General features: G+C 63.6%; 16 protein-coding genes and 2 tRNA genes. 8 read left to right on the top strand and 10 right to left on the bottom strand.

The window, feature by feature from the left end; genetic code table 11:
* Window positions 1-18 precede the first annotated feature (18 nt).
* The gene (locus tag OU800_RS15235) at window positions 19-720 is read right to left on the bottom strand and encodes an MlaA family lipoprotein (protein WP_442964707.1); all 702 of its coding nucleotides are present in this window, start codon (window positions 718-720) and stop codon (window positions 19-21) included.
* Between the two features lie 99 nt (window positions 721-819).
* Here OU800_RS15235 and OU800_RS15240 point away from each other — a divergent pair, with 99 nt between their 5' ends.
* The 3 genes from OU800_RS15240 (at window position 820) to OU800_RS15250 (ending at window position 2,395) form a co-directional block, all read left to right on the top strand.
* Entirely contained in the window at window positions 820-1,230 is a 411-nt protein-coding gene (locus tag OU800_RS15240; RefSeq protein ID WP_268178150.1) for an acyl-CoA thioesterase, read from the top strand.
* Between the two features lie 62 nt (window positions 1,231-1,292).
* Entirely contained in the window at window positions 1,293-2,012 is a 720-nt protein-coding gene (locus OU800_RS15245) for an HAD family phosphatase (protein WP_268178151.1), read from the top strand.
* A 116-nt stretch (window positions 2,013-2,128) separates the two neighbouring features.
* On the top strand, window positions 2,129-2,395 hold the full coding sequence (locus OU800_RS15250) for a DUF4404 family protein (protein ID WP_106736019.1): 267 nt from the start codon (window positions 2,129-2,131) through the stop codon (window positions 2,393-2,395).
* 39 nt (window positions 2,396-2,434) lie between these two features.
* Here the strand turns inward: OU800_RS15250 and queF are convergent, their stop codons facing one another.
* From queF to OU800_RS15275, 5 genes are all read right to left on the bottom strand, one after another.
* Complete coding sequence (queF, locus tag OU800_RS15255) at window positions 2,435-3,265, bottom strand: NADPH-dependent 7-cyano-7-deazaguanine reductase QueF (protein WP_268178153.1); 831 nt, start codon at window positions 3,263-3,265, stop codon at window positions 2,435-2,437.
* A gap of 193 nt (window positions 3,266-3,458) precedes the next feature.
* Entirely contained in the window at window positions 3,459-6,512 is a 3,054-nt protein-coding gene (locus OU800_RS15260; RefSeq protein WP_268178154.1) for an efflux RND transporter permease subunit, read from the bottom strand.
* Window positions 6,509-7,531, bottom strand: coding sequence for an efflux RND transporter periplasmic adaptor subunit (locus tag OU800_RS15265; protein WP_330221390.1), 1,023 nt, complete (start codon window positions 7,529-7,531; stop codon window positions 6,509-6,511). Before OU800_RS15265 ends, OU800_RS15260 begins: the two co-directional genes overlap by 4 nt.
* 263 nt (window positions 7,532-7,794) lie before the next feature.
* Window positions 7,795-8,589, bottom strand: coding sequence for an ABC transporter permease (locus OU800_RS15270; protein WP_268178157.1), 795 nt, complete (start codon window positions 8,587-8,589; stop codon window positions 7,795-7,797).
* Complete coding sequence (locus OU800_RS15275) at window positions 8,586-9,518, bottom strand: ABC transporter ATP-binding protein (RefSeq protein ID WP_268178158.1); 933 nt, start codon at window positions 9,516-9,518, stop codon at window positions 8,586-8,588. The genes OU800_RS15270 and OU800_RS15275 overlap by 4 nt, the downstream gene beginning before the upstream one ends.
* Window positions 9,519-9,823: 305 nt before the next feature.
* Here OU800_RS15275 and OU800_RS15280 point away from each other — a divergent pair, with 305 nt between their 5' ends.
* Window positions 9,824-12,271, top strand: a complete 2,448-nt coding sequence (locus OU800_RS15280) for an acyl-CoA dehydrogenase (protein WP_268178159.1) — start codon at window positions 9,824-9,826, stop codon at window positions 12,269-12,271.
* Window positions 12,272-13,267: 996 nt separating this feature from the next.
* On the opposite strand, the gene dinB is transcribed toward OU800_RS15280, so the two are convergent.
* Window positions 13,268-14,320, bottom strand: a complete 1,053-nt coding sequence (gene dinB / locus OU800_RS15285) for a DNA polymerase IV (RefSeq protein ID WP_268178160.1) — start codon at window positions 14,318-14,320, stop codon at window positions 13,268-13,270.
* 144 nt (window positions 14,321-14,464) lie between these two features.
* On the opposite strand from dinB, the gene OU800_RS15290 reads away from it, so the two are divergent.
* From OU800_RS15290 to OU800_RS15305, 4 genes are all read left to right on the top strand, one after another.
* Window positions 14,465-14,541: transfer RNA gene (locus tag OU800_RS15290), tRNA-Met, on the top strand.
* Window positions 14,542-14,656: 115 nt separating this feature from the next.
* Window positions 14,657-14,733: transfer RNA gene (locus tag OU800_RS15295), tRNA-Met, on the top strand.
* Between the two features lie 118 nt (window positions 14,734-14,851).
* Window positions 14,852-15,214 (top strand): VOC family protein, encoded by a 363-nt coding sequence (locus tag OU800_RS15300; RefSeq protein WP_268178161.1) that lies wholly within the window; start codon window positions 14,852-14,854, stop codon window positions 15,212-15,214.
* Between the two features lie 73 nt (window positions 15,215-15,287).
* Entirely contained in the window at window positions 15,288-15,824 is a 537-nt protein-coding gene (locus OU800_RS15305) for a DinB family protein (protein WP_268178162.1), read from the top strand.
* A 4-nt stretch (window positions 15,825-15,828) separates the two neighbouring features.
* Here the strand turns inward: OU800_RS15305 and OU800_RS15310 are convergent, their stop codons facing one another.
* From OU800_RS15310 to OU800_RS15320, 3 genes are all read right to left on the bottom strand, one after another.
* Window positions 15,829-17,016 (bottom strand): N-acetylmuramoyl-L-alanine amidase, encoded by a 1,188-nt coding sequence (locus tag OU800_RS15310; protein WP_268178163.1) that lies wholly within the window; start codon window positions 17,014-17,016, stop codon window positions 15,829-15,831.
* A gap of 114 nt (window positions 17,017-17,130) precedes the next feature.
* Window positions 17,131-17,838: a type 1 glutamine amidotransferase gene (locus OU800_RS15315; protein WP_268178164.1), complete on the bottom strand. Its 708-nt coding sequence runs from the start codon at window positions 17,836-17,838 to the stop codon at window positions 17,131-17,133.
* Window positions 17,839-17,912: 74 nt separating this feature from the next.
* Window positions 17,913-18,275 carry a ribonuclease E inhibitor RraB gene (locus tag OU800_RS15320; RefSeq protein WP_268178165.1) on the bottom strand — a complete coding sequence of 121 codons (363 nt, stop codon included), beginning with the start codon at window positions 18,273-18,275 and terminating at the stop codon, window positions 17,913-17,915.
* Window positions 18,276-18,332 lie beyond the last annotated feature (57 nt).

Genomic DNA, 18,332 nt, shown 5'->3' on the forward strand with positions numbered 1-18,332 from the left:
TTTTCATGTTCACAGCAATCAGAAATCGTCTTCGACCTGCCCATCCTTGATCTTGAACTCGCGCGTCTGCAAGTAGGCGTTGCGGATGAAGGTGTACTTGTCGCCACTGATCAGACGCTCGGCCTTCAGCAGGCTGGCGCGGGTATCGATCACCTCCACGCCACGCGTCACGTTGCGGGTGGGGACGTGATCCATGTAGGGATAGGGCGTGAGGAAGCTATCCGGTACACGACCACCCGCATCGCGCACGGTGCTCGGGCCGAGGAAGGGAATGACCAGATACGGGCCGCTGTCGACGCCCCAGACGCCGAGGGTCTGGCCGAAATCCTCGTCGCTCTTGGCCAAGCCCATGTGCCTGGCCACATCGAAGAAACCCAGCAGGCCGAAAGTGGTGTTGAAGATCAGACGGCTGGTATCGACGCCGGCGTCATGCAATTTACCCTGCAAAAGGTTGTTGGCCAGATTGCCGACATCGCCGATATTGCCGAAGACATTGTGCACCCCATCCTCGAGGAATTGCGGCGTGACGGCCTGATACCCCTGCGCCACGGGCTTGAGCGCGTAAGTGTCGAGGGTATCGTTGAAGCGGAACATGGCGCGATTGAAGCCCTCCCAGGGGTCTTCTTCCGTGGCGGCCTGACCCATGCCAGGCAGCAGCGCACCGACCAGCAGCATCAGGCTGCCCAGGCGCGCCATCCAGCGAGCACCGTTCACATGCATTGATTCTCTCCTTGAGGAAAAGGTAGCCGCACCAGCGGCCTGAAAGCCGCGCAGTATAAAACCTGAAGCCCAGATTGGGCAGCATAGCGGAGATTGGCGATGACCGATAAGCCACTGCTACACACCGCCACGATTCCCGTGCGCTGGGGCGACATGGACAGCTATGGGCACGTCAACAACATCCTCTACATGCAGTACCTGGAAGAAGCCCGGGTCGCCTGGTTCGAGCGTGTCTGCATCCCCATGAGTGGCGCGGCGCAAGGCCCGGTGGTGCTGCAAACCCAGCACACCTACCTGAAACCCGTGGTGCACCCGGCTACCGTGCTGGTGGAACTGCGCGCCGGCACGGTGGGGCGCAGTAGCCTGGTCATCGAGCATCGCCTGAGCACGCTGGAAGACCCACATACGCTCTATGGCGAAGGCTACTGCAAGTTGGTGTGGGTCGATCATGAAAGCGCCCGCCCCATCGCGCTGCCGGAACATCTGCGCGCCCTGCTCGCTGTCATCTGACCGTCACCTTTCAGTCATCCGGCAGGGCTAGAGTGATCCTGGCCCCTGTCACGGATGCTCTCATGCCACATTCCCCCCCTACCGCTCTGTTGTTCGAGCTTTCCGGCTGCCTGGTCGACTTCGGCGCACGCACCCTGCCAACCGCGCTGCAGCGCCTCTACCCGGAGCACACACTACCCAGCCCTACCAGCACGCCAGAGCTGGCTCTGGCCGAGCTGCTCGGTCAGGCGCCAACGAGTGCGCAACTGCAGGCCTTGCAGCAGGCCCTTAGCGAAGTGGCTGCCCCCTATGCCCAACTCACCCCCGGCAGCCAAGAGCTGCTGCAAGGCCTGGATAGAAGCGGCATCCCCTGCGCCTGGCTAGATGCCCTGCCAGGTGATGCCAGCCTGTTGCTGGCCGAACACCTGCCAACCTCCATCAGAGCCGTGCTGACGCGCCACTCAAGACCCTGGCCGGCGCCGGACAGTTGCTGGCAAGCCCTGAGCCAACTGGGTGTCGAACGCCTGGATGGCTGCATCCTCATCGCTAGCCACCCGTTGCTGCTGCAGGCCGGCCTCAACGCTGGCTGTTGGACCATCGGCCTGGCCGTCTGCGGCCCGTTGTGCGGCCAGGCCCCGGCCGACTGGCAGGCGCTGACGGCCAGCGAGCGGGAGCGCCTGCGCGCCGAAGCCACCCTGCAGCTCTATCGCCTGGGCGTGCATTCGGTGGTGGATCACCTGGGCGAAATCGGCGCCAGCCTGGAAGATATCGGCATGCGCCGGAGCAAGGGCGAAAAGCCCTGAAGGCTTGACCCGAATCAGGCAAAGCTACCGCGCTTGGATTACCCTTGAAAGGCAGGTTGAAAACTTCCAGCATCGCCTGGGGTCAATGCCTAAGCCCATTGGACAAGGAGCACTCTATGCCAGCAAACGATCTGCAGCAGCAATTGGAAGCCCTTCACCAACACCTGGCCCAGGACACGCCGCTCAGTGAAGAAGAGCGGGCATCGCTGTATCTGTTGACTCAGGAGATCGAGGTGCAACTGGCTCGCGAAGCCGCAGCAGCCCCCGACGCCACCCTGGTCGACGGTGTCAACCTGGCGGTGGAACGTTTCGAGGCCAGCCACCCTACCCTCGCCGGCACCCTGCGCAACATCATGCAAAGTCTGGCCAATATGGGAATTTGAGCGGCAAGCTTCAAGCTGCAAGCCTCAAGGGCCATGCCTCTACTGGCGGGGCAGGCGGGCGTTTTCCGGCGTGATCGCCCCGGTGCTGCGGTACGGGTTGATGTCCAGCCCGCCGCGGCGCACGTAACGGGCGTAGACGGTCAATGACTGCGGCTGCAGCAGACGCTGCAGATCGAGGAAGATGCGCTCCACGCATTGTTCGTGAAAGTCGGCATGCTGGCGGAAGCTCACCAGGTAGGCCAGCAGGCTGGCGTGATCCAACGCCGCCCCACGATACTGCACCACCAGGCTGCCCCAGTCCGGCTGGCCGGTGACCGGGCAATTGGACTTGAGCAGATGGCTGTGCAGGCTCTCCTCCACCACGCGCCCGATGTCGCAACGCAAGAGTTCCGGCTGCGGATGATCGTACTGGCTGACGCTGATATCCAGCTCGTCGATGCACTGGCCCGGCAGCCTCGCCACGCCCTCATCCGCTACCTCCGCCAACGAACGCAGACGCACCGCCACCGGCTTGCCGGCCACGGCCGAGAGATCCCGCGCCAGCGTGGCCCGTACCTCGTCCCAGGTGGCGAAAGCCGTCTGATTCAGCGAATTGAGATAGAGCTTGAAGGATTTCGACTCGATGATGTTCGGCGAGTCGGCCGGGATGGCGAACTCGCCGATGGCCACCACCGGCTTGCCGGAAGGCAGCAGCCAGGACAGCTCGTAGCAGTTCCAGTAATCCACGCCCCGGTATGGCAGGTTGGCGCCATCGAGGCCCAGCTCCGCCCACTTGGTGGTACGAGCGATGGGAAACAGCAGCTCGGGGCTGTACTCGGCGATGTACTGGCTGGACTTGCCCAGCGGGGAGTGTTCGGCGGGGTGCTGCATGGTGCGCAATCCAGGGTGGCGAAAAACCGGCCGAGTTTAGCCGGTTGGCCGCCACGTCGCACCCGCGAAGCACCCTGCAGACCACTCATAGGAGCGATCAGCAACCCGACGGGCCGCAGGCTGCAGTTTTGGAGCCCGGATGCAATCCGGGAAGGCTGCACCCGGCATCCCGGATTGCATCCGGACTACGGCTTTACACCTCCACCGTACGCAGCGGCGCCCAGCGGCGCAGCAGCAGGTACAGCGTCGGAATCACGTAGAGGGTAAAGAAGGTGCCGACCAGCAAGCCGCCGACGATCACCAGGCCGATCTGCTGGCGGCTTTCCGCGCCTGCTCCCGTGGCGATGGCCAGCGGCAGCGAACCCAGCACCATGGCGCCGGTGGTCATCAGGATCGGTCGCAGGCGCTGCACCGACGCTTCGACCAGCGCCTCGCGCAGCGCCTTGCCTTCGCGCAGTAGCTGATTGGCGAACTCGACGATCAGGATGCCGTGCTTGGTGATCAGGCCGATCAGGGTCACCAGGCCGATCTGCGAGTAGATGTTCCAGGTGCCGCCGAACAGCTTCAGCGCCAGCAAGGCGCCAGCCATCGACAGAGGCACGCTGAAGAGGATGATCAGCGGGTCGCTGAAGCTCTCGAACTGCGCCGCCAGTACCAGGAAGATGAAGGCCAGCGCCAGGGCGAAGATCAGCAGGATGCCCGAGCTGGATTCCTTGAAGTCACGCGAGGTGCCGGTGTAGTCATATTGCGTCTCGGGCGGGAATACCTCGCGCGCCACCGACTCCAGATGAGTCAACGCCTCGCCCAGGGTGTAGCCGGCACCGACGTTGGCGCTGATGGTCACGGCACGCAACTGGTTGAAGTGGTTGAGCTCGCGTGGCGCCACCGTCTCGCGCACTTCGATCAGGTTGGAGAGCTGCACCATGCCCCCTTCCCGATCACGTACGTAGACGCGGTTCAGGTCTTGCGGGTTGCTGCGGTCGAGCTCCTGCAACTGCACCAGCACGTCGTACTGCTCACCATTCTGCTTGAAACGGGTGACCTGGCGGCTGCCGAACAGGCTCTCCAGGCTGCGACCGATCACCGAAACGTCGGTGCCCACGGCTGCGGCCTGCTCGCGATTGACCACGATCTGCAACTGCGGCGCATTGAGCTTGAGGTCGCTGTCCAGCCCCTCCACCCCGGGGTAGCCGCGCATGCGCTCCATGAGCTGGTCGACGTACCCCTGCAATTCGGCGTACTCCATGGAGGAACGGACGACGAAGTTGATCGGCTGGTTGCGCGCGCTCTGCCCCAGCGGCGGACGGTTGACCGGCGTGACACGCATGCCGGCGATGTCCTGCAGCTTGGGTAGCAGTTCGTTGCGAATCTCGAACTGATTGCGCGCACGCTCCCCCCAGTCCTCCAGCTTCATGAAGGAAATGCCCTGGGCCACGGTGGGGAAGCCCGCCACCACCAGATAGCGGTTGGTCTCCGGGATGCTGGCGTAGGCCGCCTCCACCTCGCGGGCATAGCGCGCGGTGTAGTCGATGGTGGCGCCGTCCGGGCCGTTGAACACACCCACGATAGTGCCGGTGTCCTCGGTCGGCGCCAGCTCCGAACGCAGGCCGCCGAACAGCCAGGCGCAGAGCACGAAGGCGCCAAGCAATATACCGAACACCAATGGCCAGGCCTGCAGGGCGCGCTGCAGGCTGCCCTTGTAGCCATAGGTCAGGCCATCGAGAAAACCTTCGATCAGGTTGTACACGCGGCCATGACGCGGCTCGTGCTGGTGCGATTTGAGCAGCAACGCGCACATCATCGGCGTCAGGGTCAGGGCAACGAAGCCGGACACCAATACCGAACCGGCCAGGGTCCAGGCGAATTCGGTGAACAGCTTGCCGGTGGTGCCCTGCATGAAGCCGATGGGGGCGAACACCGCAGCCAGGGTCAGGGTCATGGCGATCACCGCGAAGGCGATCTCACGGCTGCCGGTGAAGGCTGCCTGCATGGGCTTCATCCCCGCCTCGATATGGCGGTGGATGTTCTCCAGCATGACGATGGCATCGTCCACCACCAGGCCGATGGCCAGCACCATGGCCAGCAAGGTCAGGGTGTTGATGGAAAAGCCCATCAGCGACATCAGGGCGAAGGCGCCGATCAGCGACACCGGGATGGTCACCAGCGGAATCAGCGTGGCGCGCAACGAACGCAGGAAGATGAAGATGATCAGGATGACCAGCGCCACCGCTTCCCAGATGGTGGTGAAGACGTTGTCGATGGATTCGCGGATGAACTGCGAGTTGTCGTTGGCCACGGTCATCTGCATGCCGTCGGGCAACAGCTTCTGCACGTCATCCCAGGCGGCAGCCAGACCGTCGGAAATATCCAGCGGGTTGGCCGTGGCCTGCTTGACCAGGCCCAGGGTCACCGCCGGCAGGCCGTTGAAGCGTACTACGCTACGCTCGTCACGCGGGCCGATCTCGGCGCGGCCGACATCGGACAGGCGCAGCAGATAACCTTGCGAGTCATCCAGGATCAACTCGTTGAACTGCTCCGGGGTGCGCAGATCGGTTTCCGAGAGCACGCTGAACTCACGCTCGCGCGACTCGATGCGCCCGGCCGGGATCTCCACGTTCTGCCGACGCAGGGCATCCTCCACGTCCTGCACGGTGAGGTTGTGCGCAGCGAGCTTTTCCGGATCCAGCCAGATGCGCATGGAAAAGGTGCGCGCGCCGCGCACCTGCACCTCGGATACGCCGGGAATGGTCTGCAGACGATCCTTGATCACCCGCTCCAGCACATCGGTGATCTCCATGGCACTGTGCTGCTGGCTGTGGAAGGCGATCCAGATCACCGGCTGGGCGTCGGCCTCGACCTTCTGCACGATGGGTTCGTCCACCTCGTCCGGCAGCAGGCTGCGCACCCGTCCCAGGCGATCGCGCACGTCGTTGGCCGCCTCGTCGGCGCTGCGGCCGAGACGAAATTGCGCGGTGATCTGAGTGTTCTCCGCGCGGCTGATGGAGGTGACGAAGTCCAACCCCTCGATGCCGGAGAGTACATCCTCCACCGGCTGCGCTACCTGCGACTCCATGATCTCCGGGCTGGCGCCGGGATAGGTGACCTGCACGGTGACGATGGGCACGTCGATATTGGGGTACTCACGCACGTTGAGGCGGTCGTAGGCCATCAGCCCCAGCAGCACCACGATCAACGACAGAACGGTGGCGAACACCGGGCGGCGGATGCAGATGTCCGACAGGGTCACGGCTGGCGCTCTCCGCTCTTGCTGCGCACGGCCAGCCCCTCACGCACGCGCTGCCAACCAGCGCTGATCACGGTTTCGTTGCCCTGCAGGCCTTCGCGCACTTCCGCCAGGCCGTCGAAGCGCTTGCCCAGCAGCACCTGGCGCCGCTCGACCTTGCCATCGACCAGCAGATTGACCAGCAGCTTGTCGCCCTGCGGCATCACCGCCTCCTCGGGGATCACCAGAGCGTTCGGGCGCTCCTCGAGGATGACCGACACCCGCACGAACTGACCGGGGCGCAGGCGCCGATCGGCATTGTCGATATGGGCACGGATCGCCTGGCTGCGTCCGGCTTCGTCCAGGCGCGGATTGAGGGCATAGATCTCGCCGCGAAAACGCTCATCCGGGTAGGTGTCGAGGGTGATTTCCACGGCCTGGCCAAGGCGCACCTGAGCCACGGCCTTCTGCGGGATGCGAAAGTCCACCTTGAGCGGGTCGAGCACTTCCAGATTGACGATGTTCTGCCCAGCACTGAGGTAGTCGCCGACGCTGGCCTGGCGCAGGCCGAGCACACCGTCGTGCGGGGCCTTGATCTGGGTCTTGTCCAGGCGCGCCTGGGCCAGGGCCAGGCTGGCACGGGCGGCCTGTAGCTGACTCTGCGCCTCATCCAGCGCCTGGGCGTTGCTGGCACCGCGCTGGAACAGCATCTGCGTGCGCTGGTGATTCTTCTCGGCGAGATCGAGGTTGGCGCGGGCCTGGGCGAACTCGGCGCGGGTGATGGCATCATCGAGACTGACCAGCAGATCACCCGCACTGACCGCCTGACCCTCGCGAAAATGCAGGGTGGCCAGGCGCCCCTCCACTTCCGGCCGGATCATCACCGACTCGTCGGAGCGCAACGAACCGAAGGTCACCAGCTCGTCGCGCACCTCCATTTGCCGCACGGGGACGACCTCGACCATCGGCCCTTCGGCTGCACTCGCTGGTAAAACGAAAAACCCCAGCAACAACCATGGAAGAGCACGTAACAGCACGGTCATGATCAGCCCCTTTTTCTCGGTAGAGGCGGAGTCTAACCGGCTGCCGCGCCACTGCCAGCCGTGCAAGTTATTTCGCTATGTTTTTTCGCTTACCGCCGCATATTGCAGGAGCGGCTTTAGCCGCGAGCATTCAACCGTAGCCCGGATGAAATCCGGGGAGCACAGCAGCCATCCCCCGGATTTCATCCGGCTACGCATGAACGTTCAAGCCCGGTTGCGCCGCGAAATCGCGGATACATCCGCAGCAACATGAGCGGCAAACGTCACTGGCGCATGCCCCGGCCGCTGACCAGCAGGCGGATGCACAGGGTATAGAGCACCACGGTGGCCAGCAGCATAAAGCCGATGGCCACGCCGATGCGAATGTCGGACACGCCGAGAATGCCGTAGCGGAAGGCGTTGACCATGTGCAGGATGGGGTTGCCCAGCGACACCGCCTGCCAGAACGGCGGCAACAGGGTGATGGAATAGAACACCCCGCCCAGGTAGGTCAGCGGCGTCAGGACGAAGGTGGGGATGATCGAAATGTCATCGAAGTTGCGCGCGAACACCGCGTTGACGAAACCGCCAAGGGAAAAGATGGTCGCGGTCAGCAGCACCACCAGCACCGTCACGCCCAGGTGATGCACCTGCAGATGGGTGAAGAACAGCGACAGGCAGGTGACGATCACCCCTACCGCCAGGCCGCGCAGCACGCCGCCGATGACGAAGCCGATGAGGATGGTGTGCGGCGACACCGGTGACACCAGCAGTTCCTCGACGTTGCGCTGGAATTTGCTGCCGAAGAAGCTCGACACCACGTTGCCGTAGCTGTTGGTGATCACCGACATCATGATCAGCCCCGGCACGATGTACTCCATGTAGCTGAAGCCTCCCATGTCGCCGATCTGCCGGCCGATCAGGTTACCGAAGATGACGAAGTACAGCACCATGGTGATCGCCGGCGGCAGCAGGGTCTGTGGCCAGATGCGCACGAAGCGCCGCACCTCGCGATGGACGATGGTACGCAGGGCCACCAGGTTGGCGGCGAATTCGCTATTGAGGTACTGGGTATTCATTGCGCCACCTTGGCCAGGTTCTTTTCCACCAGAGAGACGAACAGCTCCTCCAGGCGATTGGTCTTGTTGCGCAGGCTGAGCACCTGCACCTGCTGCTGCGCCAGTTGCTGGAACAGCGCATTAAGGCCCTGGCTCTTCTCCACCTGCACCTCCAGGGTGTGATGATCCACCAGGCGCACCGGATAACCGACCAGGTTCGGCGCCTCGCTGTAGGAATCCTTGAGATCGAGCAGGAAAGTCTCGACGTGCAGCTTCTTCAGCAGATCCTTCATGCTGCTCAGCTCGACGATGCGACCGTGGTCGATGATGCCGATATTGCGGCAGAGCTGCTCGGCCTCCTCCAGGTAGTGCGTGGTGAGGATGATGGTGATGCCCTGCCGGTTCAGCTCGGTGAGAAAGCCCCACATCGAACGGCGCAGCTCGATGTCCACCCCGGCGGTGGGTTCGTCAAGGATCAGCAGGCGCGGCTGATGCACCAGGGCGCGGGCGATCATCAGACGCCGCTTCATGCCGCCGGACAGCTCGCGCGAGGCCACGTCGCGCTTGTCCCACAGGCCGAGCTGGGTCAGGTACTGCTCGGCACGTTCCTTGGCGATCGAACGCGGAATGCCATAGTAGCCAGCCTGAGTGACGACGATGTCGAACACCTTCTCGAACTGGTTGAAGTTGAACTCCTGCGGCACCACACCCAGGCAACGCTTGAGTGCGTAGGGCTCGCGGTCGAGGTCATGGCCGAATACCTCCACCGTACCGCTGCTCTTGTTCACCAGCGTGGAGAGAATGCCGATGGTGGTGGACTTGCCGGCGCCATTGGGGCCGAGCAAGGCGAAGAAGTCACCTTCGGCGACGTCCAGATCGATGCCATGCAAAGCCTGGAAGCCGTTGCCATAGGTTTTGGTTAGCTGGCGAATGGTCAGAGCGCTGCTCATGAAGAAAGGGGTTCCCGCATGAAGGTATGGTGATCGTAAATGAGGGCGGCCACCTTGGTTTGCAACCCTGTGTGTCACACCCTGCGCGTTGGCATGCACCCTACCGACCCAGGCGCACGGAGAAAAGGCCAGCGCACCGATCTTGATTATCGACTGCGTCGATACACCCGGCAAAAGGTTGGGGCGAACTCGCCCCAGACACGGCGGTCACTGCATTGAGCCCAAACGCTTGCATCCTGGACTTACCGACGTCATTCACGACTATGCTCGAAGACGTCACCCGCACGCATCATGGAGAAATGCACATGCCCGTCATCTGGTTGCTGGTTCTACTGATCGGAGTCGCCTACCTGGCCCATAGCCGTACCGCGGCCCGCCCCGCCCTCGGCATCACGGCAGCCTACCTGCTGGCCATGGCCCTGTTCAGCCCGGTGCCTGGCTGGTTGCAACTGCTGCTATGGATCGTCACCGGTGTCGTTGCCGCCTTCATCCTGCTCGGCGATCTGCGCCGGCAGTGGTTCACCGGCCCCCTGTTCAAATGGTTTCAGCGCGTGCTGCCGCCCATGTCGGCCACCGAGCGCGATGCTATCGAAGCCGGCACCGTGTGGTGGGATGGCGAGCTGTTCAGCGGCAAGCCGGACTGGGACAAACTGCTGGCCTATCCCAAGGCCAGACTCACCGAAGAAGAACAGGCCTTCCTCGACGGCCCCACCGAAGAACTCTGCGCCATGGTCAGCGACTGGCAGGTCGGCCAGCAGATGGACCTGCCGGAAAAGGCCTGGCAGCACATCAAGCAGCACGGTTTCTTCGCTCTGATCATTCCCAAGGAATACGGCGGCAAGGGCTTCTCCGCCTATGCCCACTCACAGGTGGCGATGAAACTGGCCACCCGCTGCGGTGACCTGGCCTCCACCGTGATGGTGCCCAACTCCCTCGGCCCGGCCGAACTGCTGCTGCACTACGGCACCGACGAACAGCGCCAGCATTACCTGCCGCGCCTGGCCAGCGGTGAAGACATTCCCTGCTTCGGTCTCACCGGCCCGTTGGCCGGCTCCGACGCCGGTGCCATGCCGGACAACGGCATCATCTGCAAGGGCCAGTGGAACGGCGAGGAAGTCATCGGCCTGCGCCTGAACTGGGAAAAGCGCTACATCACCCTGGGCCCGGTGGCCACCCTGCTCGGCCTGGCCTTCAAGGCCTATGACCCCGACCATCTGCTGGGCGACAAGGAAGAGCTGGGCATCAGCCTGGCGCTGATTCCCACCGATACCCCCGGGGTGGAAATCGGCCGCCGCCATCTGCCACTGGGCGCCGCCTTCATGAACGGGCCGAACTGGGGCAAGGACGTGTTCATCCCCCTCGACTACCTGATCGGTGGCCAGGAGTACCTGGGCAAGGGCTGGATGATGCTGATGAACTGCCTGTCGGTGGGCCGCTCCATCTCGCTGCCCGCCGTCGGCACCGGCGCCGCCAAGTTCACCAGCCTCACCACCGGCCAGTACGCCCAGTTGCGCGAACAGTTCAACGTGCCGCTGGCCGCCTTCGAGGGCATTCAGGAAGCCATGGCGCGCATCGGCGGCAACGCCTGGCTGATGGATAGCGCGCGCATCCTCACCGCCAATGCCGTCGACCTGGGCGAGAAGCCCTCGGTGCTCTCGGCGATCCTCAAGTACCACCTCACCGAACGCGGCCGCGAGTGCATTGGCCACGCCATGGACGTACATGCCGGCAAGGGCATCATCATGGGCCCGAACAACTACCTGGCCCGCTCCTGGCAAGGTGCGCCCATCTTCATCACGGTCGAGGGCGCCAACATCCTCTCGCGCAACCTGATGATCTTCGGCCAGGGCGCGATCCGCTGCCATCCGTACGTGCTCAAGGAAATGGCCCTGGCCGACCGTGACGACAAGGATCAGGCCCTGGCCGAGTTCGACGAGTTGCTGATGGGCCATATCGGCTTCGCCGTCGGCAATGCCGCCAGCAGCTTCCTCCTCGGGTTGACCCTGGGTCGCCTGGGTGCCGTGCCTGGCGACGACCTCAGCCAGCCCTACTACCGTGCCCTCAACCGCCTGGCGGCGGCCTTCGCCCTGTGCGCCGACAGCAGCATGATGCTGCTCGGCGGCGACCTGAAGCGCCGCGAGCGCCTCTCCGCGCGCCTCGGCGACGTGCTCAGCTACCTCTACCTGGGTTCGGCCGCGCTCAAGCGCTACCACGACCTGGACTACCCGGAAGCCGTTCGTCCGCTGCTGCGCTGGGCCATGGAGGAAAACCTCCACCAAGCCGAAAACGCTCTGGCCGAGTTGCTCAGCAACTTCCCCAACCGCCTGTTCGGTTGCCTGCTCAAGGTGCTGGTATTCCCGCTGGGCCGTCGCCATCGCGGCCCCAGCGACGCCCTGGACGCCGAAGTGGCCGAGATCATCGGCCGCCCGGCCGGCGACCCGGCGCTGGAATCGGTGCTCGAAGGCTGCTACCGCCCGCAGGACGAACAGGATCCCGTGGGCGCGCTGCAGCATGCCATCAACCTGGTACAGGCCAGCCAGGATGCACGCAAACGCCTGCACCAGGCACTCAAGGACGGCAGCCTGCAACCGGCACCGGGCCAGGATGCCATCGAAGCGGCCGTGGCCGCCGGCATCCTCGACGGCGAACAGGGCCAGCGCCTGCAAGCTGCCGAAGCGGCACGTCGACGGGTGATCGACGTTGACGACTTCGCCAAGGAAGAGCTCAAGCTCGGTCGCGGCAAGGTACGTTGAAACCTGGGGGGCAATCCGCAATGGATTGCCCCCTGCTGATCCCCTGTAGGAATTCATTCGCGATAGGGGGCGGGCGCGGAGCCCAAACGCTATCGCGCCGCACGGGGAAATCAGCCTTAACACAGGACTGGCAAGTTTGTGTGCTGATGGGTGTTCTGGACGCCGCTTCGGTGTATTCAGAAGCTCCTTGTTTCGCCCCCTCGGGCGACTCACTTTTCTTTGAACTGCGCAAAGAAAAGTAAGCAAAAGAAACGCACCCCCGCCATCCGGGTCTCGCTTCGCTCGACTCCCCTCACTTCGGCACCGCTCCGGGGTCGGCTTGCAAGGGCCATCCCTGGCCCTTCAAGCCTCTCGCGGCATCCATGCCGCTCGCCCCCTGCGCAATGCCTACGTTCGGCCTCCTGAAGGGGGAGTTAGCGCGCCTGAACGTACATCAGTTCCGGGCATGCCCGGCGTGCTCTGGTAGCAGTGGAACCATGACGTGGCCGCTGGGTTAAACCAAAACTTTCATTCGCGTAGTTTCATTCGCTTGAATAGCTTGCCGGCCTGCAGCCGGCATTCCGGTCAGCCCTAAGGCTGACTTCATGTGCAACCACTCCGCACTACTTCTGGGTTACCTCGGGTTCAGGCGCGTGCAGAGCCCGCCCAGGAGGGCGAACGGAATCGTCGTGGAAGAGGTTGAGCGGCATGGATGCCGCGAAAGCCACGATGGGCCAGGGATGGCCCACCGTGGCGGGCCTCTGGAGCGGCGATGGAGTGAGCGAACCCTCGCGCAGCGAGGGCCGGATGACCGGGCGGAGGGTTTTGGTTACTTTTGCCCTACAAAAGTGACTCGCCCGGGAGGGCGAAACCAAAAACATCAACAAAAACGCGGCAATTCGGAACAGACCAAGAACAACCAACAAGCCAACACACAAACTTGCCAGTCCGGTATCACCCCTAGAAATGCGATACCCCATAAATTCGCACTTATGCCTTTGAGGCCCCCTGCCCCTGCTAACCGAACAACTCCAGTTGCTCCTGCCGCCCCCGCAGATCATGCAGGCGCACGCCAACGCCGAGCAGGCGCACCGGCTTGTCGCCGCGGGCATGGGCCAGGCTGAGCAACTGCCGATAGCTGTCCAGGTCACGGCTGGCGCCGGCCTGCTCCAGGGTGGTCTGGGTGAAATCGTGGAACTTGACCTTGACGAAGGGTTTGTCCGGCCGGTAGCTAGCATCCAGCCGCTGCAGACGCTCGTTCATCTCCTCCAGCAACGCTGGCAACTTGTCCAGACAGCTTTGCAGATCCGGCAGATCCTGCTCGTAGGTGTGCTCGACACTCAGCGACTGACGGCGGCTGTCCACCTTCACCGAGCGCTCATCCAGCCCCCGTGCCAGGCTCCACAGGCGCTCGCCGAAACTGCCGAACTCACGCACCAGAGTCAGCTTGTTCCAGTCACGCAGATCCAGGCAGGTGCGTATGCCCAGGCGCGCCAGCTTCTGCGCGGTGACCTTGCCCACCCCATGCAGCTTGCTAACCGGCAAGGCCGCGACGAAATCCTCCACCTGATCCGGAGTGATCACGAACAGGCCATCGGGCTTGCGCCAGTCACTGGCGATCTTGGCCAAGAACTTGTTCGGCGCCACCCCAGCGGACACCGTGATGCGCAGCTCCTGGGCCACACGTCGGCGAATCTCCTGAGCGATGCGCGTGGCGCTACCGGCGAAATGCGGCGATTCGCTGACGTCGAGATAGGCCTCGTCCAGCGACAGCGGCTCGATCAGGTCGGTGAACTGACGAAAGATGCCGTGAATCTCCCGCGAGACCGCGCGGTACACCTCGAAACGCGGTTTGACGATCAGCAGATCCGGGCACAGCTTCAGCGCATGCCGCGACGACATCGCCGAGCGCACGCCATAGGCACGCGCCTCGTAGTTGCAGGTGGCGATCACCCCGCGCCGCTCGGCCGAGCCTCCCACCGCCAGCGGTCGGTTGGCCAGGCTCGGGTCATCGCGCATCTCGATTGCGGCGTAAAAGCAGTCGCAGTCAATGTGAATAATCTTGCGCACGACACCCTCGAAAGCCTTGCCCGGCCTGGCCTGGAGCACTGAAGTCTAACAGGTGTTTGAGGCTAAGCATCTGACTTGAAAACACTTTTATCGCAATCGACGGTTGACAGATGCGCCGCTGACTGTAGAATGTCGCCCCACAGACGCGGGATGGAGCAGTCTGGTAGCTCGTCGGGCTCATAACCCGAAGGTCGTAGGTTCAAATCCTGCTCCCGCAACCAGCTTCATGAAAAGACCACTCGATCGAGTGGTCTTTTTGTTTGGGCGAAAATTAGTTTTTTCGATCAAAAGCAAGAAATCGATTGACAAGGCTTTAAGCAAGCGTAGAATTGCCGGCGCGGGATGGAGCAGTCTGGTAGCTCGTCGGGCTCATAACCCGAAGGTCGTAGGTTCAAATCCTGCTCCCGCAACCACCTTCAGAAAAAGGCCACTCGATCGAGTGGCCTTTTTCGTTTCCGCTGTCGGCGCTCATTGCACCGGCCGCATCCCGGCAGTAGCCTGACCCTCCCCCTATCCGCCAGGGAGCCCGGCATGCCCACTCACGAAAAGATCGACTACGTCGAATACCCCAGCCGCGACCTGCCCGCCACCAAGGCTTTCTTTGCAGCAGCCTTCGGCTGGCGCTTCAGCGACTATGGCCCGGACTACACTGCCTTCAATGGCGAAGGCCTGGATGGCGGCTTCTTCAGCGCCGACGTTGCCGCGCGTACGGAAAACGGCAGCGCACTGATCGTTTTCTACAGCGACGATCTGCAGGCAACCCTGGCCAAGGTCGAGGCCGCCGGCGGCAAGATCGTCAAGCCGATCTTTTCCTTCCCTGGCGGCCGGCGCTTCCACTTCATCGAACCGGGCGGCAACGAGTTCGCGGTTTGGTCGCAGCCGTGCGCAGAATAAGCGCCTAACTGTATCTGTCAGCACCCAGGCAAGCGCGGCATGCTGATGGTTCCCTACCAGCGAGCCAGCCGCCATGCAACGTCTCGAACACCTGCGCCAGATGGCCAGCTACAACACCTGGATGAACGCTCGGCTGTACGAGGCGGCGCAGACGCTGCCCGATACCGAGATCAGCGTCGAGCGGGGGGCCTTCTTCGGTTCGATCCTGGGTACGCTCAACCACCTGGCAGTGGCCGACCTGATCTGGCTCGGCCGCTACACCGGACACCCGGCGGGATTCGCCGCCCTGCAAGCGCTCGACAGCCTGCCCCGGCCCAGCCGGCTGAACCAGCCGCTGGCTGCGGATATCCGTGAACTGGCCGACTTACGCACGCGCCTGGATGCCTGCCTGGAAGCCCTGGCCCAGGAGATTCGCGAGGAGCATCTGGATCAGGCGCTGAGCTATCGCAACACTCAGGGCGCGGAGGCGCGCAAGAACTTCTTCGCCCTGCTGATGCACCTGTTCAACCACCAGACCCACCATCGCGGCCAGGCCACCACGCTGCTCATGCAGGCAGGCGTGGACATGGGCGTAACCGATCTGCTGGCGCTGATCCCGAACCACCCCTGAAGCGTCAGGCCTGCTGCCGGGCTACCATGGCCGCGATCAGGCTGCCGGCTGGCGGACGCTCGCGGAAGTAGCCCTCGACACCGGCGAAGATGGCTTCGGCCACCTTGCGCTGATGACGGCCCTCGTGCAGACGCTTGCAGTCACCGGCATTGGAGATGAAACCGGTCTCCACCAGGATCGAGGGCACGGCAGCGGACTTGAGCACGGCGAAACCGGCCTGCTCGACCCGCGACTGATGCACGCCTGCCACCGCGCCCAGGTGCTGCAGCACCTGATGGCCAAGATCCAGGCTGGTGGAAATGGTGGCCGTCATCGACATGTCCAGCAGTACGCCGGCAAGCATTGGGTCGCTCTGCTGCATCGCTGCCGGCAAACCGCCACCGATGAAATCGGCCTCGTTCTCGCGCTGCGCGATCCAGCGCGCCATCGATGAGGTGGCGCCACGCTCGGACAGGGCGAACACCGAAGCGCCGGATGCCGAGCGCCGCGGCGCGGCATCGGCATGCACCGAGACGAACAGGTCGGCATTCAGGCGCTGGGCCAGCTCAGCCCGCTTGCGCAGCGGGATGAACACGTCGCTGCTGCGCGTCAGGCGCGCCTTGTAGCCCTTCTGCCTATCGATATGTCGCGCCAGCAAGGTGGCGATCTGCAGGGCGACGATCTTTTCCTTCTCACCCTTGGCGCCCACGGCGCCAGGATCCTTGCCGCCATGGCCGGCGTCGATCACGATCAGCAGGTCACGATTGCTCGGCCGCCCCGGCACAGGCGGCACAGCGGCGGCGACCGAGGCCAGTGCTGACGACACGGGCAACTGCAGGCGCAGGTCGTGTCCGACCTGCTGCATGGGGGGCATGCTGGCCAGCAGTTCGGCCGAGACCAGATCCAGCACGATGCGCAGATCACCCGACGGCGTCAGCCCGCTACGGATGGCATTGATCGGCGTACCGGCGAGCGACAGGCCGTCGAGCGAGGCAGCCAGCCTGGCATTGTGCAAATCGATCACCAGGCGTGGCGGCGCGTCCAGGCTGAAGCTGTTGGCCTTGACCGGTCCACTGAGCTCCAGCGTGAGAATGCTCTTGCCGCCTTGCTGGGAGAGGCGAACACGGCGCACCGACTGGGCCGCCTGAGCACTGAAGGAAGCTGGCAGGGCAACGCCAGCGACCAGCAATTGGAGAAATTTTCGTCTGTCCATGCGAGTTCAAAGCCGGAATTGCGGAGGCAGTAAGGCGACCGGATGAGAACCACCCGCACCGCGCAAGCGCTACTTTATAACATCTTGTTACCGGATCGCGACAAGTCCAGCCTGCTAAAGCCCGGCCAGCCTTAGCCAATGGGTATAGAAGCCGTCGGCCACCTGGTTCAGCGCCTTCACTTTCTGCGTGATTTGCTCGCGCATCACGGCAGGTGTCTGCTGGCTGGGCTGGCTCGGGTCGAGCAGATGCGACCAGTCATCGAGCCACTGCTCGATCAGCGCCTCGGTCATCTCCGGGTGGCCCTGCAGCGCCAGCACCTTGTCGCCCCAGGCGAAGGCCTGATTGGCGCACCAGTGGCTGGCCAGCAGCGGCTGAGCCCCTGGCGGAAGCGCGAAGGTGTCGCCATGCCATTGGAAGATCTCGAAGCGCTCCGGCAGATGCGTCAGCCAGGGGCTTTGCCCGGCGCCAGGCAAGCGCTGCATGGCCTGCCAACCCGACTCGGTGTAGGGCATGCGCGTAACCGCCGCGCCCAGCGCCCGGGCAAGCAACTGACCACCCAGGCAGTGCCCGATGATGGGGACGTCACGGGCGATCAGGCACTGCAGCGCCGCCACTTCTTCGGCAACCCAGGGCAACGCATCGTTGACGCTCATCGGCCCGCCCATCACTGCCACGGCCTTGGGGCGCTGCAGGTCGTAGCCTTGCAGCTCGCCCAGGTCGACGCGCAGCACGTCATGGGCGATGCCCCGCGCGTGCAGCACGTCGGCCAGGTGCGCGGGCGAGCAGTAATCGATATGGGTAAGGATGAGCACGTCTGACATGGCGCGCAGTGTGCGCGATGCCAGACGGCAAGTCGAGGCGGCGTGAACCGGCAGGGCCGATCCACGCCATATCGCTAGCTGGCTACTGCCTGTAGGTCGGCCTTGGTCGGGCGGACTTCCTGGGTGACGCCCCAGCCATCGAGCATGCCGCCAAGCGGTACGACGATGGACTCCAGGCTCTGCTCGAAGGCACCGATACCGGCCTGCGTGGCGTACATCACCTTGCTTACCTGCAAATGCCAGATACCGTCCTCGCGGGGGGTGATCTGGGCATTGAGCGATTCGCCACGAAAGTTGCTCGCCGCCATTCTGGCCCGCTCCTCATCGGGGAATATGGCGTAGAACTCGATGGGGTGGAATTGGGCGAAGTCGAAACCGCCCTCCTTCATCCGGCGCAGCACCGAGGTGCTGGCATCGTCATGCAAGGCTGTGCTCATGAAACGACCTCCTCTCCTGCGATGGATGGATTAACCGCTTTCCCATTGCAACCGTTT

Origin of the sequence: Pseudomonas sp. GOM7 (assembly GCF_026723825.1) — a bacterium.
Classification (GTDB): Bacteria; Pseudomonadota; Gammaproteobacteria; order Pseudomonadales; family Pseudomonadaceae; genus Aquipseudomonas.